The following is a 23,520-nucleotide window of genomic DNA, read 5'->3' on the forward strand; positions in this document are numbered from 1 at the left end:
TGTCATAGTCAAGTCGACTGCAATGTGTGCCACGTTCAGGTATCTCACTCCAATCACGGGGCGGTTTTTCCTGGATTTATGCCTCTCACCGTAGCCAACGGGTTCACTCAATACCAGGTCAGCCCGACTTGCGCGAATCCGCAATGCCACGCCGTCGTCCAGAACTCGCCGATGACGAGAAGCTTCTGTTTAAAGATCGACAGTACGACATATTTCCCTCAGTCCCTTCCAAGCGGGAACAATCCCAAGAGCGTCGCGGAGAGCATGCTTCTAAAACGTATATATGTCGCCAACTACGCCGACAACACCGTTTCCGTAGTTGATAACGACATCACCAGTCCGCTCTATGGACAGCTATTGACAAATATTCAGGTGGGAGCCGGGCCGTGCAGTGTAACCGTTAGTGAAAGTACCGGCAAGGCCTACGTGGCAAACGCGTCTTCGAATGACATATCTGTTATCGATTGTTACTCAAACACCGTAGTGAACGTAACTCCTATAGGAGGCAGTCCTAAAGACGTTGCCATCGATAGATCTACGGGTTTACTTTATGTCTGCTTATATGACAGAGACGCGATAACCGTCTTGGACGCGTCCGGAGGAACGATAGTGAACTCGATACCTCTGACCGGGGGCGCGATTCGTCCGCAAGGCATAGAGATAGACCAAAGCGCAGGTAACATCTTTGTCGCCTGTTATGACAATAGTATGTTTACGGGCATCATCCAGGTCATTGATCGCGTCACCGGGACTACAATGGCGTCGGTGGCGATACCGGGTTTGATTTCCGACATGGCGTCCGATGATGCCACCGGTCGCTTGTTTATTGGTGGGACCGCCGGGCTAAACGTATTAGATACCAGGATGGGCATGAGCGTATCCTCTGTGTTCCTCGGCGGCAGCCCGACAACGAAAATAACTTTGGCCTTAGACGCCGCAAGCAGGCGCGTCTATGCGGTCGCCAATGCGTTTAGCGGCGCGAGCACCTTATATCTCATAAACGCCGATACCATGTCGCTGCTAATAGCCCTGCCGACCAGGATGTATTCGCAGGATGTTTTCCTGGGGAGCGACCAGTTTGTCTATACCGTGGGCGGCTCTTCAACACTAGTTCCGGAACCGAAGCCCCAGTGCATGAGCTGCCACACAAACGATCAAGTCGAGCCGCATAGAACGGTGCACGAACCCAATCCCTACGTGGATGGTTCTACTTGTCTGCCATGTCACCAGAACGATTTGTCAACCGAGCACAGCCAAAGGGGCCTTGCGTGCGACTCTTGCCATCTCGGCAAAGGGCCTCTTTACGGAGCAACGGCGCTTCGGGTGATCCAACAATATAAGATGAGTTTAAAAACCTATGGTGACAAGGCGGGCTGTCAGGACTGCCATCCGACGGTGCAGGGGACTAAGGGCATACCGGCGTCGCTGGCAAATCAGAACCACATAACTCTGCACTCAAATGTGCCCGATCTTGTAGGAACCTCCTGCGCTATGTGTCATGCCGGCAACTTGGCAAATGAACACGCGGCGCGCACCAACCCGGTGACGGCCAAGCCGTATGACTGTCAGACTTGTCACGGGCCGCAAGCACCTCCGGCAACCATGAGCGCCATTTCAAGGTACTCCGTGACCGGAGTCAAATCCGGATGTGCCGACTGCCATACGGGCATAAGTCCCGACTACTCTACGTATACGGGCCACGTTGCGTTACATGAATCAGCGGAAATAAATGCGACCTGCTCGATACCCGGATGCCATGCCAGCTCGAATCTCGCGAACGAACATCAAACGAGAGGATTAAGTTGCCTGTCATGCCACGACTATCAAGGAACGAGGTTAGACCCGGTTCAGGTGAAACAGGCGATAGAAACGAAGAACACAAACTGTAGCGGGTGCCACACATTACATAATATAAACGCTATACACACAGCGGTTAACATCGGAACGACTTATAGAGGCTATGAATGTGTGAAATGCCATAATACGGCGTTGATAACAGAGCATAATGACAAACCGTCAAGTTCAACTTATCAGGTGCAGTGCTCAACGTGCCACCCGACGCCACGGGACTCGTTCACGGTTTGGGATAAGAACTGTTCCCAGGGCGGATGTCATACCGTGACAGCCGGAAACGGCAGCGTGCACACCCTAGACGCGCAGAAACACGCCACAAGTTCTACTGAATGCGTAGAATGCCATTTAGCCGATGTCAGCGCGTTGCATTTGAATACGACAGCTATCAACGGAACGACGAGTTGCGGGATCAGCAACCTGTTCGGTGGCTGCCACGCGTCACCGGACGCGTTACCGACCACGAACCGCTGCCAGGACTGCCATGTTGACAAAACGACAAGCAACCACGGGTATGACGCTGTTCAACATACAGCCAGCTCATCGCCCACGGGGTGTTTCGCGAGCAACTGCCACAACAGCGAGTTGAAATCGGAGCATGACAAGTATATTTCGAAACTTGGATATTCGACGAGCTGCAATATCTGTCACACCGTATTGCCCGGAAGGAATATGACCTGGGCGAAGCAGGTAAAGCCATGGGACAAGACATGCGACGCGTGTCACGGCCAATCGCCTCATCACCTTAGGGAGCCATATAGCGCTTGCGGTGAATGTCACGAGCATACATCAAACGAGATCCACGGAGAGGATGACCATAAAGCAACCCCGTGCAGCACATGCCATGGACAGAACGCGCCGGCTTGCGTATCATGCCATGAGCATTCGGTGAGCGACATCCATGGGGAACACTCAGGTGAAGTATCCTGTAGTACCTGCCATACATCCGGTACACCTCAGCCGACACCACCGTCACCAATAATTGTATCGGCAAATAAAGCAACCTGGATCACCGGCTTGTACTCACCGTCGAGCAAGGAATCATATTATTCCAGCATTGACATAACCGCGGCGTTGAAAGACGGCATTTTGGTGAACGGATACGATGTTGTCAAAGCCACGAGCTCAAGTAAGGTAGTTACGGTTAAGCTGGCTACCGATTCGAGGGCATACTCCAAAGTGATTATGAAAGCTAATGTATCAAGCATCCTTACCGCGCCGGCCACTGTCCGCTTATATTGTTATTACAGTGACGGGGTAAATGTCAGATCATACATTGATATGCCGGTTATTTCGACCGGGTGGCAGCAATGGGATGTCACTTCTCTGGCTCAGATGATGAGGGGCTATGGCTGGATGAAGTTCCGGATCACATCCGCAAACACGACTTTTAGAGTCTCCGAGCTTGAGTTTGTTAACACTCCTGTTACAAGTTCATATTCAGACCATTCGCATGACTAGGAGTCTTAGGCAATATTTTGACTGAAGTTCCTGACTACTCCTATAATTAGCGAATGATAAGAGCAAGCCTTTATGACACCACATTACGCGACGGAGCCCAACGCGAAGGATTATCATTCAGCGTTGATGACAAACTGCGCATCACCAAGCGCCTGGACGATTTCGGCATCCACTATATAGAAGGCGGCTGGCCCGGCGCGAATCCGAAAGATATCGAGTATTTCGAGAAAGCTAAAAAGCTTGAGCTAAGCAACGCGACCATCGTCGCTTTCGGCAGCACCCGGCATCCAAAAAACAAAGTCGCCGACGACGAGAATCTAAAGCACCTGATGGACGCCGGGACCAAGGCGGTCTGCCTGGTCGGCAAGACTTGGGGTTTTCATGTCGAGCACGCGTTGAACACGACGATCGAGGAAAACCTGAAGATGATCGGCGAGTCCATCGCGTATTTAAAGGAAAAAGGACGGATCGTCTTTTTCGACGCCGAACATTTCTTCGACGCGTACCACTATAATCCCGAATACGCGATTCAGGCGCTGCAAGCGGCCGATAAAGTCGGCGCCGATTGTTTGATCCTTTGCGATACCAACGGCGGGGCGCTGCCGTCGGATATCAGCAGTGTCGTCAGGCTGGTCAAGAACCAGTTTAAGACAGACATCGGTATTCACGCCCACAACGACGGCGACTGCGCCGTAGCCAATTCAATCGTCGCCGTAGAAGCGGGCGCTACGCAGGTCCAGGGTACGATTAACGGATACGGCGAGCGCGCGGGTAACGCCAACCTGTGCTCGATAATTCCCGGGCTTACGCTGAAACGAAACATCCAATGCGTTACCCCGGAGCAACTGTCCTTATTGACCGAGGTGTCCCACTTTGTTAGCGAGGTCGCCAACGTTAGCCCGAACACCCACCAGCCGTATGTCGGGGAGAGCGCCTTCGCGCACAAGGGCGGCTTGCACGTCAGCGCGCTCACGCGCCACAACGCTTACGAGCACATCGACCCGGCCCTAGTTGGTAACATCCGCCGCGTCCTGGTCAGCGAGCTGTCGGGGAAATCGACGGTTGTCATGAAGGCCAAGGAACTTGGTCTTGACCTGACCGAAGAGCCTGAAAAGGTCCAGGATATTCTGAACACGGTTAAACAGCTGGAGCACGTCGGCTACCATTTTGAAGCGGCCGACGCTTCCTTTGAGATACTGATCCGCAAGTCGACCGGGACTTACTCGTCGTTTTTCCAGCTGGAGAGCTTCCGCGTCATCATGGACAAAACGGCCGAGGGCGGCGTCAATACAGAAGCCACCATCAAGCTTGGCTGTAAGGGAAAGCGATACGTGGAAACGGCTGAAGGCAACGGTCCGGTCAACGCGCTTGATACCGCGTTAAGGATGGCTATAGGACGCGCTTATCCCGAGGTAAACGACATCGAACTGACCGACTATAAAGTCCGCGTGCTGGACGAGAAGAAAGGCACCGGGGCCGTGGTCCGCGTCTTAATCGACAGCAGTAACGGCGAGCAAGTCTGGTCAACGGTCGGCGTATCCGAAAATATCATCGAGGCTTCGTGGCAGGCGTTGGTCGACAGCATCGACTACGGTCTGACCCACAAAAAAAGTTAAGAAAGAAGTGATGAAGTGAATCGTGAAGTGATGAAAGTGAAAATATTAACCTCCATCACCTCCATCACTAGCATCACCTGACGGAAGAGAGGGCCGCTTGCGTTTTTGCCGCTTCCTGTATAACCAGAATATCTCCTACGGTCTTATCGACGGCGATTATGTCTACGCGATAAATCCCGATCCCTTCGCCAAATGGCAAAAAACCGGCCGGGAGTTTCATTTGGCCAAGGTCAAGCTGCTTGCTCCCTGCGAACCGACAAAGGTCGTCGCGGTCGGCTTGAATTATGTGGACCATGCCGGCGAGCTTGATATGGACATCCCGACGGAACCGATAATTTTCTTAAAACCGGCGGAGGCGATTATCGGGCCCGACGACGCGATTATCTATCCGGAAACCTCACAACAAGTAGATTTTGAGGCGGAGATAGGCGTGGTCATTAAGAAACGGGCGTCGCATGTCGCGGAGGAAGACGCGGCCGGATTTATCCTCGGGTATACCTGCGCGAATGATGTGACCGCTCGTGATCTGCAGCGCAAAGACGGGCAGTGGACGAGGGCAAAAGGTTTCGATACCTTCGCGCCGATCGGCCCCTGGATCGATACGGATTTTGATCCCAGCGGCGTGACCGTTGAGTCAATCCTGAACGGCGAGGTCCAGCAGTCTTCGTCGACGAAGAATATGATTTTCGATATCCCGAAGCTGGTCAGCTTTATTACCGGCATCATGACACTTAATCCGGGGGATGTTATCATGACGGGGACGCCGCCGGGCGTCGGGCCGATGAGTAGGGGCGACGAGATAGACGTGGTCGTCGAAGGCCTGGCCACATTGAAGAACAAGGTCGTTTGAACTACCATTTAAGCAAGTAGTAGACAAGGAGGAGATATGAACCTCGATTTCTTTGATGTGATTAAGCGGGCCTGGCAGATTACCTGGAAGCATAAGTTCCTCTGGGTTTTCGGATTTCTCATCGCGCTGGGCGCGGGCGGATCCAACTTTAGCAATTCCACAAACTATTCGTTTAACGGGAATGAAGGCTCGTCGGTATCCACCGGCGCGGCTGGTTTCGCGGAAGCCTATCTTGTGGTGATACTCATCATCGCGGCCGTATTAATGCTCATAGGCCTGGTTATATGGATCTTATCCATCATCGCGACGGGCGGATTGGTCGGCGCGGCGGCCAAGATTGAGCGCGGCGAGACGACGTCTTTAAAAGACGGTTTCAAAATCGGCGCCAAGAATTTCTGGCGGGTTTTCGGATTGAACATAATCGTCGGATTGATAATCTTCTGCCTTGTCATCGTGGTTATTGTTCCCCTCATAATAATCATTGTTGTGATGGCCTCGTCAGGAAATAACGGTTCGGGGGCGGTGGCCGGCTTGATTTGCCTCATCCCGGTTTTTATCCTCGCCATATTCCTGATCGCCCTGGTAGCCGCGGTTCTGAGCTTGATCGCCATCTACGCTACCAGGTATATAGTGCTGGAAAAAGGGCGCGTCTTCGCGTCTCTCAGCAACGGCTGGCATTTGATGCGCCGCAGGTTTGCCGCGACCTTCCTGATGTTCTTGCTGGTCTTGCTGATTTCCGCTTTGGCCGGACTTGCCTTCGCGGTACCCGGCCTCTTGATCGGCATACCGGTGATCGTTACCCTGTTGTCTGGTATTGCCGCCAAGAACTTCATAGTCGTCTTTTTGGCCTTTATCGGCATAATCTTCCTGGTTATTGTCATGTCGTTCTTTAACGGCGTTCTGGAAACATACAGGTCGGTTGTCTGGACGCTGACGTTTATGAAAATAAGCGGCGGAGAAGAGGACAAGGACAAGGCGAAGCTTCCGGAAACCGCGCCAAAGCCGCCGCCTGTGCCGATGGTTATAGAGAAGCCAGAGGCAGCCGAGGCGCCGGAGAAGCCGAAGAAACCTGCGGCTAAAAGGGCCACCAAACCCAAGAAACCGAAAGAATAACACCTTGCGATTTCCCGGATATTCAATATTGTTCGAGTGACCTCGAGCGTAGCGGGGGTCATCGAGAACCGCTATATCGCCTCTCCATGCGCCCTGATTCCTAGATCGGGCTTAGTCGAGGAATATTGTTATTGCCGATCCCTGTTCCCATTAGAGTAAGTAGTTCGTCACCTCCATAACTTCTATTTCTCCCAAAGACCTTGACAGATTGGAAAAATTAAGGTATATAATAAACGTTATGAAAAGACAAAGCCTGTCGTTTAGCGGGAAGAAAATCGCCGCGCGTCCTCCCTGGGTTTACGCGGCGGCCGCTGGAGCGATAACGTTTCTGATTCTCGCGTTCCTGTCGACAAGCACGGCAGGCGGCAGCGGCTCAAAGCAACAATCTAAGGTCGCGGGGAAAAAACCGGTAGTCGCTACCGCGGAGGCTTTATCACCGGAGCGTGGTCGCCGGGGCTACGCGATCAGGACAAGCGCGGAGGACGCGACATTAGAATTAATAGGTGAAGGCAACAGGATAGACGTAATCGCGTCGTTTGCGGCCGGGCCGAATGGAGCGCCTATGACCAGGACGGTTATAAGCGGGATCCGCCTGCTGAGATATGACGCCAGTAAACGCATCGCTGTTGTTGAGGTTTCGCCGTCGGAAGCGGAGAAACTAGCCTTTAGTGAAGCTAACGGTCAGATAAGGTTGTCGGTCTGTCCGCCCGGACCGGACGCGGCGGTTCGCGGGCAGGGGGCGACCTTTGAGGACATCTAAGGAAGCCGGCCGGGAACGAAGAGTTTTTATCGCCGACGACGCGCCGGACGCATTCGAGTTTCTAAAGGCCGCGGTAACCGGCGGCGACGGCTTGATCATGGCGGGCGAGGCCAGAACGCTTGAAGGATTTATGGAGATTGCGAACGAGGCGCTCGCGGATGTCTGGCTGGTGAGCTCGGCGTGGCTCGGATTGTTGTCGAAGAGCGAACTTAAGCGAACAATGGCTGCCAACCCGGAAGTCATAATCATTGCGGTTACGGATTCAAAGGATTTCGCCGAGCTCAAAGCGGCTTTACGCCGGGGCGCAAGGGACGTTATTGTTCTTGGCGCGTCAGCCGAGGAAGTCCGTACTCTAATCCAGACACATTGCGAAGAATCGGTTAACCGTCGTGAACTAACTAATCTGCAAGCTCCGGCCGGAATGGCGGATGGCGTAGCAAGCGACGGTCGTGATTTTACCGCTGGTGAAAGCTGTCTCGTTTTGATTACGGGCGGAGACGGCGGAACAGGCAAGAGTTTTATCGCAGCCCAACTGGCCGGGATTATCGCCGAACACGCTAAGGTCAGGACCTGCCTGGTCGACATGGATTGTCTCTACGGATCGTTGACCGCTACTTTAGGCGCGTCCGACTCCGGACCGTCGTTGATGGACTTGGTGCAGGTGGCCGAGGAGCTGGAAGCGGACCAGATTGCCAACGTGATCACCGAACATCGGGCAGGTTTTAGCCTGGTTCCCGGCGCGGCGGCCTGCTCCTGTGCCGAGTACGATAGCGAGACGGGGAAGGTGCCGGTCCGCAAGATTCTCCGCATTCTAAAAACCCTTTTTGACGTGGTCATCTGCGATATCCCTCAAGTTTTGTGCGACGCCGAGATTCTTGAGGAAGCCGATGATGTTTATGTTGTCGCGACGCCCGACAAAACAGGAGCGCGTTGCGCGGGGATATTGGGACGGAGAATCGACGCCGGGCGGCTGATAGTCAACCTGGCTGACCGGCGCGGCGCTTTTCCCCCCGCTAAGATGGCGGAGCTGTGCGGGATGCCTGTAGAAGCCGCGGTTCCGGAGGACGCGGGCGCGGGCCGCCTGTTCGATAAGGACGGAGAGATTTTAGCCGCCCGAACAAACCTGGCCATAACCAGGTCGCTTATACCGGTTGCCCAGCGGTGCAGGCATTTCGACCAACTCGCGACGCGGTCCAGGCCGGCGTGGCTGCGGGGTTTTAGATGACAACCGAGTCTTTCAGCGGGTTTAAAGAAGCCTTTAAACGTTATTACGCTTCGAGACACGAGTCTTTAGGCGACGGGCCGACGCCGGCCGATATCAGACAGGCTCTATCGGCCTATATAAAGCGCGAGCGACTGATTATGAAGGCCGGTGATGTCCGGGCCCTAGAAGCCGGCTTGATAGAGGAGATCACTGCTTACGGACCGCTGACGCCGCTTTTCCAGGACGGCGAGGTTACCGAGGTTATGGTTAACGGGACAACCGGTGTCTACATAGAAAAAAACGGGACGTTATCGGCCGCCGAGAGACGGTTTGCGTCGAACACGGAAATCTTCAGGCTTATCGAAAGATTCTTGTCACCGATCGGCGCGCGCGTAGACGAAAGCAAGCCGTATGCTGACGGACGGCTTAACGACGGTTCGCGCATCAATGTAATTATCCCGCCTGTCAGTTTGGACGGCCCTGTTGTCACCATACGCCGCTTTCCCGACCGATCCTTAACGCTGGATAAGATGGTTGAATCAGGCTGTTTGACGGCGGCTCAGGCAAAACGGCTATCCCGGGCCGTACGGGCGAAGAAGAACATAGTCGTTTCAGGAGGCACCGGCACAGGCAAGACGACTTTCTTAAACGCCCTGGCCGGCAGAATCGCTAACTCGGAAAGGTTGATAACAATCGAGGACGCGGCCGAACTCAAACTGCCAAAACCGAACTTGGTCAGACTGCAAAGCCGGCCGCCCAACAACGAGGGTAAGGGAGAAGTAACCATTCGCGACCTGGTCCGTAACGCCTTGCGGATGAGACCGGACAGGATAATCGTCGGTGAGGTAAGAGGCGGGGAAGCGCTGGATATGCTGCAGGCGATGAATACAGGCCACGAAGGATCGATGACGACCGTCCACGCGAACTCGTGCGCCGACGCTCTCAGACGCTTGGAAATCATGGTTCTAATGGCCGGCGTCGGTCTGCCCCATGCAGCGGCGCGTGACCTTCTGCTGGCGTCGCTCGATATTGTTGTTCAGCTTGCCAGGGGACCGGACGGGCGGCGGCGCCTGGTGGAAATCTTGGAAGTCTCCGCCGAGGCCGTGGATGCTTAAAGCGGCTGCCGCGGGACTGGCGGTCGGTTTTGGCTGCCTGATCCTGCAAAAAATGCCAGGAAAGGAGACAATCGTCCGCTTTGTGGATCCGGCGCAAGATTACGGGCGCCGGCTTTTGCGCCCGCTGCTAAGGAAAACGGACGAGAGAAAAAGGAGACGAGAGATTGAAGAAACACTGCCGGTTTTCCTGCGGCAAACGGCCTCCTGTCTGCAAGCGTCGTTAACAGTCAGACAGGCGGTCAGTGAAGGCGCCCGAGCCATACCCGGTCCCTTGGGCGAAGAGCTGAGGGCGGTCAACAGAGAACTGGATTCGGGAATATCGCTGGATAATTCACTGGACAGCCTGGCCAAAAAGACTGACTTAAAGGAGATGACCATGTCCGTAGCGGTACTAAAGGCCGGCGCCAGATACGGCGGCGATATTTCAAACGCGGCCCAATCGCTCTCCTTGCTCGTCCGCAAAAGACAGGCGGCTAAACGCGAACAGAACGTGCTGACCGCCCAGGCAAGGTATTCGTCGTTGATTTTGGGCGCTCTGCCGGTCGCGTTCTTACTCTTCTTTCCCGCGGACAACGGCCAGGGACTTGGCGGCGTTTTGTCGTCTCCGGCCGGGTGGGCCGTAGTCTTAGCGGGATTGACCCTTAACGCCGGGGGATTTTTGGTTATGCGCAGACTGGCAGGCTCCGATTCCTTATGAACCCGGATAAACTGCTGGTTGCGCTGGCCGGCGTAGGTCGTTATGTTCCTGATGGTTGGCCGGTTTGGCAGGGAGGCGTTTCCGAAGGGGCGCCCGACGCGGCTGCCCGGGGCGCCGGCCTTATAGCGTGTTTGGCCGGCGTGATATTGTTGCCTAAACCGTTCGCGTACGCCGTTCTGATTCCGATATACTTTGTGGGAACACGGGCGCCCGCCCTGATCAGGCAGGCCGCAATGGAGAGAAGAGGCGCGGCCATTGACGCGGCTCTGCCGGATCTGGCCGATCTGATGACGCTCCTGGCCGAGGCGGGCATAAGTATCAGCCGCGCCCTGCCGATAGCCGCTGAAGAAGCTAACGGGCCTTTGCGCGAGCGGCTGGACGCCGCCTTGGCGCAGATCGAGATCGGTGCAGCCAGGCAGGAAGCGCTATTAAACTCGGCGGCCGTCTCGCCGTCAAAAGAGCTGAAGGCTTTCGCGGGTTTGTTCGCGGAAGCGGACAGGTACGGGACGCCAATCGCCGCCGCCTTGCGCGCTTTTTCCGACGACGCGCGCGATAAGCAGCTATGCCGCGCCCGCGAAGAGGCCCAGAAGCTGCCGATTAAAATGCTCTTCCCTCTGGTCTTCATGATTCTTCCCGCGTTTATGCTTTTAACCGCCGGTCCGCTGGTCGTGAGCCTGATTTAGGCGGGTTCAGAGACGCGCCCTATGCTATACTGAAAAGGCATTCTGTTACTGGATTGAGGTATTGATTTGGCTTTTAAGCAACTGGAAAAAATCCTACGGTTCGGCGAGGGCAAGCAGATTAAACAGCTTGAAGACCTGGTAGAAAAGGTCAACTCGATTGAACCGGACATCGCTCCGCTAACCGACAAACAACTAACCGCAAAAACGGAAGAATTCAAGAAACGACTGGTCAACGGGGAGACGCTGGAAGACGTTCTGCCTGAGGCCTTCGCTGTTACGCGGGAAGCAGCCAAGCGCGTGATGAACATGCGCCATTTCGACGTGCAGATAATGGGCGGAGTCGTTCTCCACCAGGGCAAGATCGCCGAAATGAAGACCGGTGAGGGAAAGACGCTGGTGGCTACGCTGGCTGTTTACTTAAACGCCTTAGCCGGACTGGGCGTGCACGTTGTGACGGTTAACGATTACCTGGCAAAACGAGACGTCCAATGGATGGGTCCTATTTACGATTTCCTCGGCCTGAAGGTGTCCGTGCTTCAGCACGAAACCGCTTACATGCTGGACTTATCCCTGGAAGCCGGGGATGAAAGCCTGGCTCACCTGCGTCCTGTCTACCGCGACGAGGCCTACCAAGCCGATATCACATACGGCACCAACTCGGAGTTCGGCTTTGACTATCTGCGCGACAACATGGCCACGTCCAGCGAAGAAAAAGTTCAGCGCGGACACGGCTTCGCCATCATTGATGAGGTCGACAGCATCCTCATCGACGAGGCCAGAACCCCGTTGATCATTTCCGGCGCGCCGGAGCAAGCGGCTAAAACATATCGCCAGTTCGCGCGCCTGTTGCCCATGTTGAAGACCGGCGTCGACTATGAGGTCGACGAGAAAACGCAGACCATTTCGGTCAAGGAGGAAGGCATCGCTAAGGTCGAGGGCCACCTCAGCATCGACAACCTTTACGACTTCGCCAATACCGGTCTTGTCCACCACCTAAACCAGGCGGTTCGGGCGCACGCCCTGTTCAAGAAGGACAAAGACTATATTGTCAAAGACGGCGAGGTCATTATCGTTGACGAATTCACCGGCCGGCTGATGGAAGGCCGGCGGTACAGCGACGGTCTGCACCAAGCCATCGAGGCCAAGGAAAACGTCGCCATCAAGGAAGAGAACCAAACGCTGGCGACGATCACCTTACAGAACTACTTCAGGATGTACGAGAAGTTAGCCGGCATGACCGGTACCGCGGCCACCGAAGCCGACGAATTCCTGCACACCTATAAACTGGAGACGGTTATCGTTCCGACTCACCGGCCGATGGTCCGCGACGACATGGCCGACCTGATTTACCGCAACGAAGAGGCCAAATTCAATGCTGTCATCGAGGATATCGCCGACCGTCATGAACAAGGCCAGCCGGTTCTAGTCGGCACGATCTCAATCGAAAAATCAGAGGTCTTGAGCCGTCTGCTATCCAAGCGGGGCGTCAAACACGAGGTCCTGAATGCCAAGCAGCACGAGCGCGAAGCGCACATCATCGAGGAGGCGGGCCAGGCGGGCGCGGTCACGATAGCCACCAACATGGCCGGCCGCGGCGTCGATATCGTGCTGGGCGAAGGCGTCACGGACGTTGGCGGATTACACGTGTTGGGCACGGAGCGCCACGAAGCCAGGCGGATCGACAACCAGTTGCGAGGCCGTTCAGGCCGGCAAGGGGATCCCGGCAGTTCGCAATTCTACATAAGTTTGGAAGACGACCTCATGAGATTGTTCGCCAAAGACCGCATCGCCGGTTTGATGGAACGGATGAACTTCCCGGAGGACATTCCGATCGAGCATCCGCTGATAAACCGGGCGATTGAAACAGCCCAGAAACAGGTCGAGCAACAGAACTTCGGCATTCGGAAACACGTTCTGGAATACGACGACGTTATGAATACGCAGCGCGAGTTAATCTACAAAGAACGGGACCAGATGCTGGGCGGCGAAGACATTCATGAACATGTAGTCGAGTCGATCGAGAGCATTATTTCGGAGTCGGTCGCGCTGTATGTCAATCGCGAGACACATCCGGAAGAGTGGGACCTGGACGGCCTGACGACGTATATCGAACAGCTCTACCCGGTGTCCTTCGGCAAAGAGGCCATAGACATCGCCGCGGATTCCCCGGAAAAGGTCAGCCTGACGTTTGTGGACGACGCCAAAGCCGCGCTTGAGCGACGGGAAAAGGAAGTAGGTCCGGAACTTTTCCGACAGATTGAACGCATGGTAATGCTGAACGTGATTGACGGGCTTTGGCGCGAGCACCTCTACGAGATGGATTATTTGAGGGAGGGGATCGGCTTAAGAGCGATTGGCCAAAGAGACCCCCTGGTTGAATACAAGAACGAAGGTTTTGCCATGTTTTCCGCGATGATCGACTCGATAAAGGAAGACTTCGTACGGATCATATTCCATTTGCAGGTCAGCGAGGCCGAGCGGGCGCCTGTCGAACGGGCAAAACAGCCGCTGGTAGAAACTGGCCCGACGCTGGACAGCCAGCTGGGCAAGGCTCCCCAACCGGAGAGGAGACAGGCTCCATCCGGCTCGGGCGGGCATAAGGTTGGCCGCAACGACCCCTGCCCCTGCGGCAGCGGCAAGAAATATAAGAAATGCTGCGGAGCCTAACGATATGCATGTAGATCACTCCAGCGAAATCGAAGACATAAAGGGTAAGATCGCGCTCCTTAAGGAGTATCTTTGACTTGCCGGGAAAGTCCGAGCGGGCGGCCCTGCTGAAACGCGAGGTCGAGAAGCCGGAAATCTGGGATAAGCCCGACCGAGCCCGCGACATCACTAGCGAATTATCCCAGTTAGAAAATGAGATAGCCGTCATCGACCGTCTAGCCAAAGAGGCCGATGAAATATCCGAACTGAACGGACTTAATCTGGCCGAGGAAGACGTCGAATTGTCGTCGGAGCTGGAAAAGGAACTCGCTGCCCTGGTCAAAGACGTAAATCGCCTGGAAATAGAGAGCCATTTTTCAGGCGAGTTCGACAGGAACGGGGCGATTATGAGCATTCACCCGGGCGCCGGCGGTACCGAGAGCCAGGACTGGGCTGAGATGTTGCTCAGGATGTACCTGATGTGGGCGGAGAAGCGAGGCTTCAAAACCGAGATCAACGACTATCAGCCCGGCGAAGAAGCCGGCTTAAAAAGCGTCACTTTGTCTTTCTATGGAAAATACGCGTTCGGCTTGCTGGAAAGCGAGAAAGGCGTTCACCGACTTGTCAGGATATCGCCGTATGACCAGGCGAAGCGGAGGCACACGTCTTTCGCCTCCGTCGACGTCATCCCGATCGTCGACGAAGACGCGAAGATAGAGATAAATCCCGAGGATCTGCGCATCGACACCTACCGGGCCAGCGGAGCGGGCGGACAGCATGTTAACAAAACGGATTCCGCGGTCAGGATCACGCACATTCCGACGGGTATCGTCGTCCAATGTCAGAACGAGCGCTCGCAGTTTAAAAACAAGCAGGGCGCAATGAAGATCCTTAAGGCCAGACTGTTCAACCTGGCTCGCGAGGAGCAGGAGAAAAAGGTCGCGGCGCTGCGGGGCGCGCAAAACGACATCGCCTTCGGCAGCCAGATCAGATCTTACGTGTTCCACCCGTATCAGTTGGTGAAGGACCACCGGACGGATTTGGAGACCGGAGATATTCAGAAGGTCATGAACGGCGGACTAGATGTTTTCATCGACGCTTATTTAAAAAAGGCCAAGGCTTAATGGAGCTATTAGTCGATCTTCATACCCACACGGTAAACAGCGGGCACGCTTATAGCACGTTAACCGAGAACGTTACCGTGGCTGCCGCGCGTGGCCTGAAAGCGATCGGTATTACCGACCACGGACCGGCGCTGCCCGGCGGGGCGCACGACTACCACTTCTGGAACCTGCGGGTTCTGCCTGACGAGATGGACGGAGTCAGGGTTTTTAAAGGGATAGAAGCCAATATCGTTGACGACAAAGGCCATCTTGACCTGGATGATCACGCATTGGAGGCGCTCGAAGTCGTGCTGTTCGGATTCCACCCGAAATGCGGATTTGAATCGGATGACATTAAGAGGAACACGACTACGCTTATCCGGGCGATGAGCAATCCACTGGTTCACGTGATCGTGCATCCCGGCAATCCCTGGTTTCCAGTCGATCCGGAAAAAGTCGTCGAGGCGGCGGCCAAATACAACGTCTTGATGGAAATGAACAACAGTTCGTTTGTTATGAGCCGGCCGGGCGGCCAGGATCTGTCTCGAGATATCGGCCGGGCGGTGTTCGAGTCCGGACAGGACATAATTCTTGGGAGTGACGCTCACTGGTCGGCGCAAGTCGGCCATCTGGACGAGGCGCTGGACGAGGTGGAGAAGATCGGATTTCCGCCGGAACGGATATTAAACACCTCTCCCGAACGTATTTATGAATTTCTGAAATCAAAGAGGCAGTCGTGACGGACGCAATCCCGAAACCGGCGCCAAAACCGTCAAGGAAACACGGTTGTCTTGTTACCCTGCTGCTGTTACTTGTTTTTTTCACCACACTCTCGCTGTTTGTGGAGTTCGCGACGCCTATCAGAGTCCGGTATCTGATCGCGGATCAGCTGCGGCAAAGTCTTAGATTGCGGGAAACGCCGACGGTCCGCGTCAGCCTGCACCCGCTGCTATACAAGCTGGTCATAGGCAGGGTCGATGACGTCTATGTAAAAGTGTCGGATATCGACGCCAAAGAGGGATTTACGATCGATTCGGCTGAGGTTCAGATCAAGGGTGTCAAGGTTGACATGCTGAATCTGTTGCGCACGCGGCAGTTGTCGGTGGAACGTATAGACGAGGGACAAATCAGGGTAGTATTATCGGAGAAAGCGGTTAACGATTTAATAGGCGGCCAATTGCCCGGATCGAAGGTTAAATTGGAGAAAGGCAAGATCGCCTACACGGGAGACTTGCCCTACCTGCTGCCCGGTTTTTCGTTTACGGTATCAGGGACGGTTTCGGTCTTGCCGGATAACACCCTGTCGTTTAAGCCAGCCCCGGAAGATATCGATAAATTGGCGGTGCCGCAGGAAGTAAAGGACTATCTGGGAGACGCCCTGTCGATAGACTATCGTGTCCTGGAGTTGCCGGACGGAGTGACGTTGACGGGCGTGAAAGTAACGCCGGGCCAGATGACCATAGAAGCGTCAATCGAATCGTTGGACGCTATCATACAAACCTCAGTGGGAGGAACGTAAGTGGGTAAGCCAGACAGCGGCCGAAGCGAACTCAGGAGCTATCTTGAGGAAAGAGCCAACACCCTAAGAAAACATTGCCTGGAAATGATCGGCCGCGCCCGATCCGGGCATCCGGGCGGCTCGCTAAGCGCGGCGGACATCGTCGCCGTCCTCTATTTCCACCACATGAAACACAGCCCCGCCAACCCCAAAATGCCGGACAGAGACAGGTTTGTTTTAAGCAAAGGCCACGCGGCTCCGGTCCTATATTCGGCTCTGGCTGAGAGCGGGTATTTTCCGGTTGAAGATCTGAACACCCTAAGACAATTGGACAGCAAACTGGAAGGCCATCCGGACATGAACAAAGTTCCCGGCGTGGAAATCACCTCGGGCTCTTTGGGTCAGGGGCTTAGCGCGGGAAACGGAATGGCGCTGGCCGGGCGGATAGATAAAAATCCCTACGGTGTATACGTCTTGTTGGGTGACGGAGAAAGCCAGGAAGGAATGGTCTGGGAAGCGGCCATGTTGGCCGGGCATTATAAGCTGGACCGGGTGACCGCGATAGTCGACTATAACAATCTGCAGATAGACGGCTTTGTCAGCGACATCATGGATGTCAGGCCTCTGCGCGACAAATGGGAAGCTTTCGGGTGGCGGGTTCTGGAAATTGACGGCCACGACGTTTTGGCTATCGTCGACGCCCTGGCCGACGCGGACGCCGCGAAAGACAAACCGACGGCCATCATCGCCAGCACCGTCAAATGCAAAGGCGTGTCGTTTATGGAGAATAAAGTCGAGTTTCACGGGAAGGCCCCCAACGCCGACGAGCTGGAGCGCGGCTTGGCCGAGTTGTCTTGCGTCGAGGAGGTCGGCGAATGAAAGCGACCAGAGAAGCCGTTCCGGCCGTCCTGATCGAGCTGGGCAAAGCCGGTAAAGACATCGCCGTTCTGGACGCGGACCTGGCCAAATCGACCGGCACGGAGAAGTTCGGCGCGGCTTTCCCTGAAAGGTATTTCGATTGCGGCGTAGCCGAACAGAACATGCTGGGGACAGCGGCCGGATTGGCCGCTTCGGGCAAGACAGTCTTTGTCGGCGGGTTTACGGTCTTCAGCGTCGGACGCGCCTGGGACCAACTCCGCAACGTGACCTGCTATGCCAACCTGAACGTCAAACTTTGTTCAACACACGCCGGCATAAGCGTCGGCGAAGACGGCGCGACGCACCAGACGTTTGAGGACATCGCCTTGACCAGGGTTCTGCCAAATATGACGGTGCTCGTGCCGGCCGATTATTATCAGGCGGCCGAGATGCTAAGGGCGGCGGCGGATATCCCGGGACCTGTTTTTGTCAGGATGGGCCGTCCCAAAACGCCCTTTATCTACGACGATTCATATAAATTCAAACCGGGAGTTGCCGAGATTTTGCGACCAGGTACCGACGTTACGATTATTGCTTGCGGTTCGATGGTCCAGGCGGCCTTGGACGCCGCGGAGGTTCTGGCAGGCGGCAGTGTAGAGGCTGAGGTCATTAACGCCGCTACCATCAAGCCTCTGGACGCCAAGACCATTCTCGGCTCGGCCGCTAAAACCGGACGCGTCGTCACCGCCGAAGAGCATTCCGTAATCGGCGGCCTTGGCGGGGCGGTCGCGGAGCTGCTGAGCGGGGAGAGTCCGGTTCCGGTCAAACGAGTCGGGATTCAGGATCGCTTCGGCAAGTCGGCGCCGTTCGAGGAGCTCTTTCCTTATTTCGGCCTGACGCCCGAAGCAATCGTCGAAGCCGCCCGGCAACTAGTTGTTGGCAGTTAGTACTTAGCTGTTAGCAAGTACCTTTTAACAACCAACCACCAACTACTAATCACCAACTTCAAGTATGACTATCGCGGCCGCGTATTCACGGCTGTGCGTCAAAGACACCGCGATCCTGGTAAGGCCGGCCGCCTCGACGATTTCCCGCGACCGCCCGTAGAAGGTAAAGCCCGGTTTCTTCAAGCCTTCGCCGGCGACCAGTTCGATTTCGTTAAGCGACAAACCATCGGACGATATGGGCGACAGCGCTTTGATGAAAGCCTCCTTGGCCGCGAACCGGGCGGCCAGCGACGGGTAAGGATTGGCCTTGCCCGAAGCGTAAGCTATCTCCCGCTCGCTGAAGACGCGTTTTAGCAAACGGTCTCCGAAACGCGAGACGGCTTGCTCTATGCGATGTATTTCGATAAGGTCTATGCCTGTTCCGTTGATTGCCATATGTAGTATAATAATAACGTTAATTGAATAGTTTTAGACAAATGGCCTGTTTGTCAGCAGGCCTTATGTTTGTTAAAGTTTTTTCGAGGAGTTGGTTGCGTGATAAAAATGCGAGGGGTCACCATGAACTACCCCGGTGGCCATCTGGCTCTCGACAATGTCAGTCTTGACATAGAAAAGGGAGAATTTGTGTTCTTGGTGGGCCCCAGCGGGTCCGGAAAGAGCACCTTAGTTAGACTTCTCTTGAAGGAACTTGAGCCCTCAACAGGCAAGATATTCGTCGCCGGCCGTGACATCGGCCGTCTTTCCAGGTCAAAGATACCCTATTTAAGGCGCAACATCGGCTGCGTTTTCCAGGACTTCAAACTTCTGCCGAACAAAACGGTTTACGAGAACGTAAGCTTCGCGCTGGAGGTTATCGGCAAGCCGCGGTATATGACTAAGAACCAGGTGGAAGACGTCCTGAAGCTTGTCGGGTTGGGTAATAAGATGGAAAGGTATCCGAACGAAATATCCGGCGGCGAGATGCAGCGAGTGTCGATCGCCCGCGCTTTCGTCAATCATCCGCCGATCCTGCTGGCCGACGAGCCGACAGGTAATCTCGACCCGGTCACCACGATGGGCCTGATGAAACTGTTCAATCGCATCAACCGTTTGGGCACAACTGTTGTCGTCGCCACTCACGATAAGGAAATGGTCGACAGCATGCGGAAACGCGTTGTCGCGTTGGAAGCCGGCCGGATTGTCAGAGACCAAGCAAGGGGAGTGTACGGACATTGATCGCTAGCATCACATATTACTTCAGAGAAGCGTTTGTCAGCTTCCGCCGGAATATCCTGATGAGCGTAGCGGCTATCTCGACCGTGGCGATATCGCTGTTCTTCCTGGGCTTCTTCATCATTGTCGCCCTCATCTTCAACGCCAAGTTCGGCGGTCTGGAAGCGGAAGCGAACATCAACGTGTACCTAAAGGACGATATTTCGGTCGAACAGACCAAGACCATAAACAATAAAATCACCGGCCTGAAAGAGGTCCAGTCGGCGACCTATATTTCAAAGACGGAGGCCCTCAACCGGTTTAAGACACGGATGAAAGACTCACCTGGTCTTTTGGACGCCTTGAGCGGCAATCCGCTTCCGGCCAGTTTCGAAGTCAAATTCAAAGACCAGTACAAAACAGCCGCCAGCGTGGATAAGTTAAAAGCCGAGCTCAAGAACAACAAAGAAATTGACGAAATAATAGGACAGGAGGTCGTTAAGCGACTCTTCGCCATAGCGAATGTTGCCCGGTGGATCTTCGTCACGGTAATCGTCCTGATGAGTTTCGCCGGCGTTACGCTTATCGTCAACGCGATACGTCTGGCGATCTACGCGAGACGTAAGGAGATAGAGATCATGAGACTGGTCGGAGCGTCGAACTGGTTCATCCGCTGGCCGTTCATTATTGAAGGCGTGATGTCGGGTTTCCTAGGCGCGACGGCGGCGGCATTGTTCTTATTTATCGCCAACTCCCAGCTTTTTAAGCGGGTTGAGACCATGGTTCCGTTCATGACATTTTCCGTGAACCAAACCACGTTTTTATACGTTGTCCTGATCTTGTTCGCCGTGGGCGGCCTGATCGGCGCGCTCGGCAGCAGTTTCGCGCTGCGGAGATTCCTCAAGATCTAACTCTCCGCATAGCGGGAAAAACCGGGAAGGTAGTCGGCAATGGAAAGAAAGCCGCATAACACAAGAAAAATCTTAGCGCTAATCCTGGCGCTCGCCCTGGCGCTAAGTCTGACAGGAATTCCGGCTTCAGCACGTACCCTGAAAGACATCCAGGATGATATCTCCGATACGCAAAACCAGCGTAATTCCGCCGACCAGCAGCAAAAAACAGTCGCCCAACAGCTGGCTGAAGCCGAAAGCAGGCTGCACACGCTGGAACAAGATATCGCGGTGCTGCAGGACCAGCTCACAGTGGTAGAAAGCACTCTGGCGACCGCCGAACAGGACTTGATCCGCCTGCAGGCCGAGCTTACTGTTACGGAAGAGCACCTCGACCAGCAGACATCCGTACTTGATACCCGCCTGTCCAGCATCTACAAGCAAGGCGATATGGGATATGTCGAAGTCATCCTGGGCGCGACCGATTTCGACGACTTCATCAACCGGATCACCTACCTGCAGATGGTCGTCAAATCGGACAAAAAGGTTCTTGATGAGATAACGACGACCAAGGATGAGGTCGAAGAGGATCGCGACCGGGCGGCCGCTAAGAAAGAAGAGATCGACAACAAAGTCAGCGCCATCAAGAACATCAAGACGCCGCTCGACATCAAGCAACAGCAGATCGTAGCGGAAAAAGAATACAAGCAAAGCCTGTACGCCCAGCTGGCTACCGATATCGCGTCGAAAGACCAGATATTAAAGGATCTGATCGCCGAGCAGCAAGCGGCGGCGGGCAGGTCGGTCGGCGGCGGGGAGAGGCCGGGCTACTTCGGTGTTTGGCCGGCGGGCAATGCCGCCTGGGTCACTTCTTATTACGGATACCGGACGCACCCGATTTATGGCGACATCAGGTTTCATTACGGATTGGACATTGGGGTTGACGAGGGCACGCCGGTGCTCGCGCCGGCCGCGGGGACGGTTATCTATATCGGTTGGAACGACGCGGTCGGAAATACCGTGGAAATAGACCACGGCGGCGGCGTCAAGACGCGGTATTGTCACCTGCTGACAAACGGCATTTCGGTCAGCGAGGGTGAGCATCTGGCCATGGGCCAGCGGTTCGCCCTCTCAGGCAACACCGGTTATTCCTCGACGGGCGGGCACCTGCACTTTGAGGTGTTCGACTACCAGCTGTCGAATAACGAGTACGTCCCGCCTTATAATACATATCAGAGAGCTTACACGGTCGACCCGCTGGGCTGGCTGCCTTAAAATGCAAGAGAACGGACCTTAGTTGCGTAATAGAATACTTAAAATAATAGGCATCGTAATACTATCGATCTTCGTTGCCGCTTGCGTATTTGCGGGCGGCTTGTTTATTGGCGAGAAGAAAGCCGTTAGCGACTTTATGAACGCCCACGTCACCGTGGGATCGGCCAAGAACGGCGACTTCAAGATCCTGGACGAGATCTACGGCGTCATCAACGAAGAGTATGTTGACAAGGTCAGCAAGGACAAACTACTCGAGGGCGCTATTACAGGCATGCTCAGTTCGCTGGGCGACGATTATACGCGGCATTTCAAGGCCAAGGATTTTCAGCACATAAACGAGGTCACAGAGGGTCGGTTTGAGGGCGTCGGTATGACCTTAGAGGTTATCGACGGCACTCTGAATATTATCAGCGTCATCGAGAATACCCCCGCGGCAGCGGCCGGCTTAAAGGCGAATGACAAGATTCTGGAAATCAACGGCAAGACGACCAAGGGTATGGCGATTGATAAAGCCGTGAGCCAGATTAAAGGGAAAAGCGGTACCGATGTGACGGTAAAAATCAGCCGCGCGGGCGCCGATCCTTTCGACGTAACCATGAAGAGGGCTGAAATCCGGATACCCAATATCCAGTCCCGGATGGAAGGGGACGTCGGCTATATCCGGCTAATCCACAGTTTTGACTCCTCCGCCGGTGAGGATGTGCGGAATGAGGTTAAGAAGCTTAAAGAACAGGGCGCCAAAGGAATAGTATTGGACTTACGCGGCAACCCGGGCGGCCTTTTGATGTCTGGCGTCGAAGTCGCCAGCGATTTTATCGAGAAAGGCGTCATCGTATCCATTAAGGAGAGGAAGGGCTCCGAGCGCAAGTATACCTCCGTCGGTAACTCCGATAAGGACATCCCGCTAGTTGTGCTAGTGAATAAAGGCAGCGCTTCGGCTTCGGAGATTGTAGCCGGCGCCATCCAGGATTATGAGCGCGGCCCGGTTATCGGCGACCAGACATTCGGCAAGGGCAGCGTGCAGAGTGTGCTAGACCTGAGCGACGGCAGCGGCCTCATCATCACCACCGCGAAATACTACACCCCTAAGGGGCGCAGCATCAGCAAGGTCGGCGTAACCCCCGATATCAAAATCTCCAATCCGGAGGGCGAAGGTCAGCCGGATCTACAGCTGGAAAAAGCCAAGGAAGTCCTGGCAGCGATGCTGGCCGGCACCGACTGGCGCACCCTCAAGAACTAAGAAAAAAGACCCACATGCCGCTCGCGGCCTACCATCGTTAGTGCTTTGGGGTCAGGCCCTTTCTTCTTATGCGATAGGGCCTGACCCCGTGTTTCAAGTCGCAACGCCTTCGCAAACAATGCTCTCCGCTTGGCCTTTCAATGATTTCCTCTCCCCTGCGGGGAGAGGATTAAGGTGAGGGGGCCGTTACTCTTCGAGTGAGCGCAGCGAATCGAGAAGCTCACCTCGCAACTGCGGAGAGGAAGGAAACCCAGGTTCGACGTTCCCGCCTTGACTTCACGGCACGATTCTAACTGGAGTGAAAGCATCGTCTGAGCTCCTGCGCTCACATAGAACGTGAGCCCAGGATGACTCTTCGCGGGCTGGGGCGCTCGATATACATATTTATATCTGCGCATATATGATATATGCGCAGATATAAGCATGAGGTTATGTCACTCTCGTTCTTTAGAGAGTGAAAGTGCCGCCAGATTCTGCTGACCAGGGGCTATGGTATTATGGTCAACACAGTAAGACTAAGCA

General features: G+C 54.9%; 20 protein-coding genes. 19 read left to right on the forward strand and 1 reads right to left on the reverse strand.

From position 1 onward, the window contains the following. The first annotated feature begins 78 nt into the window (after positions 1–78). The 15 genes from WC891_05680 (at position 79) to WC891_05750 (ending at position 18,402) form a co-directional block, all read left to right on the forward strand. Entirely contained in the window at positions 79–3,312 is a 3,234-nt protein-coding gene (locus WC891_05680; GenBank protein ID MFA5867436.1) for a hypothetical protein, read from the forward strand. 53 nt (positions 3,313–3,365) lie between these two features. Further along, a complete protein-coding gene (gene cimA / locus WC891_05685) occupies positions 3,366–4,928 on the forward strand; it encodes a citramalate synthase (GenBank protein ID MFA5867437.1) in 1,563 nt (520 codons plus the stop codon). 97 nt (positions 4,929–5,025) lie between these two features. Continuing rightward, positions 5,026–5,778: a fumarylacetoacetate hydrolase family protein gene (locus WC891_05690; protein ID MFA5867438.1), complete on the forward strand. Its 753-nt coding sequence runs from the start codon at positions 5,026–5,028 to the stop codon at positions 5,776–5,778. Between the two features lie 36 nt (positions 5,779–5,814). Further along, complete coding sequence (locus WC891_05695; GenBank protein MFA5867439.1) at positions 5,815–6,891, forward strand: hypothetical protein; 1,077 nt, start codon at positions 5,815–5,817, stop codon at positions 6,889–6,891. Positions 6,892–7,129: 238 nt separating this feature from the next. Beyond that, positions 7,130–7,651: an RcpC/CpaB family pilus assembly protein gene (locus tag WC891_05700; protein ID MFA5867440.1), complete on the forward strand. Its 522-nt coding sequence runs from the start codon at positions 7,130–7,132 to the stop codon at positions 7,649–7,651. Further along, on the forward strand, positions 7,638–8,876 hold the full coding sequence (locus tag WC891_05705) for a hypothetical protein (GenBank protein ID MFA5867441.1): 1,239 nt from the start codon (positions 7,638–7,640) through the stop codon (positions 8,874–8,876). Before WC891_05700 ends, WC891_05705 begins: the two co-directional genes overlap by 14 nt. Further along, positions 8,873–9,970 (forward strand): CpaF family protein, encoded by a 1,098-nt coding sequence (locus WC891_05710; protein MFA5867442.1) that lies wholly within the window; start codon positions 8,873–8,875, stop codon positions 9,968–9,970. Before WC891_05705 ends, WC891_05710 begins: the two co-directional genes overlap by 4 nt. Continuing rightward, positions 9,963–10,667 (forward strand): type II secretion system F family protein, encoded by a 705-nt coding sequence (locus tag WC891_05715; protein MFA5867443.1) that lies wholly within the window; start codon positions 9,963–9,965, stop codon positions 10,665–10,667. The genes WC891_05710 and WC891_05715 overlap by 8 nt, the downstream gene beginning before the upstream one ends. Beyond that, positions 10,664–11,350 (forward strand): type II secretion system F family protein, encoded by a 687-nt coding sequence (locus WC891_05720; protein MFA5867444.1) that lies wholly within the window; start codon positions 10,664–10,666, stop codon positions 11,348–11,350. The genes WC891_05715 and WC891_05720 overlap by 4 nt, the downstream gene beginning before the upstream one ends. 66 nt (positions 11,351–11,416) lie before the next feature. Continuing rightward, positions 11,417–14,017, forward strand: a complete 2,601-nt coding sequence (gene secA / locus WC891_05725; GenBank protein ID MFA5867445.1) for a preprotein translocase subunit SecA — start codon at positions 11,417–11,419, stop codon at positions 14,015–14,017. Positions 14,018–14,021: 4 nt separating this feature from the next. Further along, positions 14,022–15,120, forward strand: a protein-coding gene (prfB, locus tag WC891_05730; GenBank protein ID MFA5867446.1) for a peptide chain release factor 2 whose coding sequence is annotated in 2 segments (ribosomal slippage) — positions 14,022–14,090 and positions 14,092–15,120 — 1,098 coding nt in all. Because the reading frame shifts where the segments join, the coding sequence is not laid out codon by codon here. Further along, complete coding sequence (locus WC891_05735; protein ID MFA5867447.1) at positions 15,120–15,839, forward strand: phosphatase; 720 nt, start codon at positions 15,120–15,122, stop codon at positions 15,837–15,839. The genes prfB and WC891_05735 overlap by 1 nt, the downstream gene beginning before the upstream one ends. After that, entirely contained in the window at positions 15,836–16,618 is a 783-nt protein-coding gene (locus tag WC891_05740; protein MFA5867448.1) for a DUF2993 domain-containing protein, read from the forward strand. The genes WC891_05735 and WC891_05740 overlap by 4 nt, the downstream gene beginning before the upstream one ends. Further along, complete coding sequence (locus WC891_05745) at positions 16,619–17,476, forward strand: transketolase (GenBank protein MFA5867449.1); 858 nt, start codon at positions 16,619–16,621, stop codon at positions 17,474–17,476. Then, the gene (locus WC891_05750; GenBank protein ID MFA5867450.1) at positions 17,473–18,402 is read left to right on the forward strand and encodes a transketolase family protein; all 930 of its coding nucleotides are present in this window, start codon (positions 17,473–17,475) and stop codon (positions 18,400–18,402) included. Before WC891_05745 ends, WC891_05750 begins: the two co-directional genes overlap by 4 nt. A gap of 45 nt (positions 18,403–18,447) precedes the next feature. On the opposite strand, the gene acpS is transcribed toward WC891_05750, so the two are convergent. After that, complete coding sequence (gene acpS / locus WC891_05755; GenBank protein MFA5867451.1) at positions 18,448–18,837, reverse strand: holo-ACP synthase; 390 nt, start codon at positions 18,835–18,837, stop codon at positions 18,448–18,450. A 108-nt stretch (positions 18,838–18,945) separates the two neighbouring features. Here acpS and ftsE point away from each other — a divergent pair, with 108 nt between their 5' ends. From ftsE to WC891_05775, 4 genes are read left to right on the forward strand one after another with little or no spacing between them, the layout of a single operon-like run. Next, positions 18,946–19,617, forward strand: a complete 672-nt coding sequence (gene ftsE / locus WC891_05760) for a cell division ATP-binding protein FtsE (protein MFA5867452.1) — start codon at positions 18,946–18,948, stop codon at positions 19,615–19,617. Continuing rightward, positions 19,614–20,504, forward strand: coding sequence for a permease-like cell division protein FtsX (gene ftsX / locus WC891_05765; GenBank protein ID MFA5867453.1), 891 nt, complete (start codon positions 19,614–19,616; stop codon positions 20,502–20,504). Before ftsE ends, ftsX begins: the two co-directional genes overlap by 4 nt. A 39-nt stretch (positions 20,505–20,543) precedes the next feature. After that, positions 20,544–21,758, forward strand: coding sequence for a peptidoglycan DD-metalloendopeptidase family protein (locus WC891_05770; GenBank protein MFA5867454.1), 1,215 nt, complete (start codon positions 20,544–20,546; stop codon positions 21,756–21,758). Between the two features lie 22 nt (positions 21,759–21,780). Further along, positions 21,781–22,998, forward strand: a complete 1,218-nt coding sequence (locus WC891_05775) for a S41 family peptidase (GenBank protein ID MFA5867455.1) — start codon at positions 21,781–21,783, stop codon at positions 22,996–22,998. The last annotated feature ends 522 nt before the right edge of the window (positions 22,999–23,520 follow it).

The sequence above is a fragment of the Actinomycetota bacterium genome, assembly GCA_041658625.1.
Lineage (GTDB): Bacteria > Actinomycetota > JAHEXW01 > JAHEXW01 > JAHEXW01 > JBAZZW01.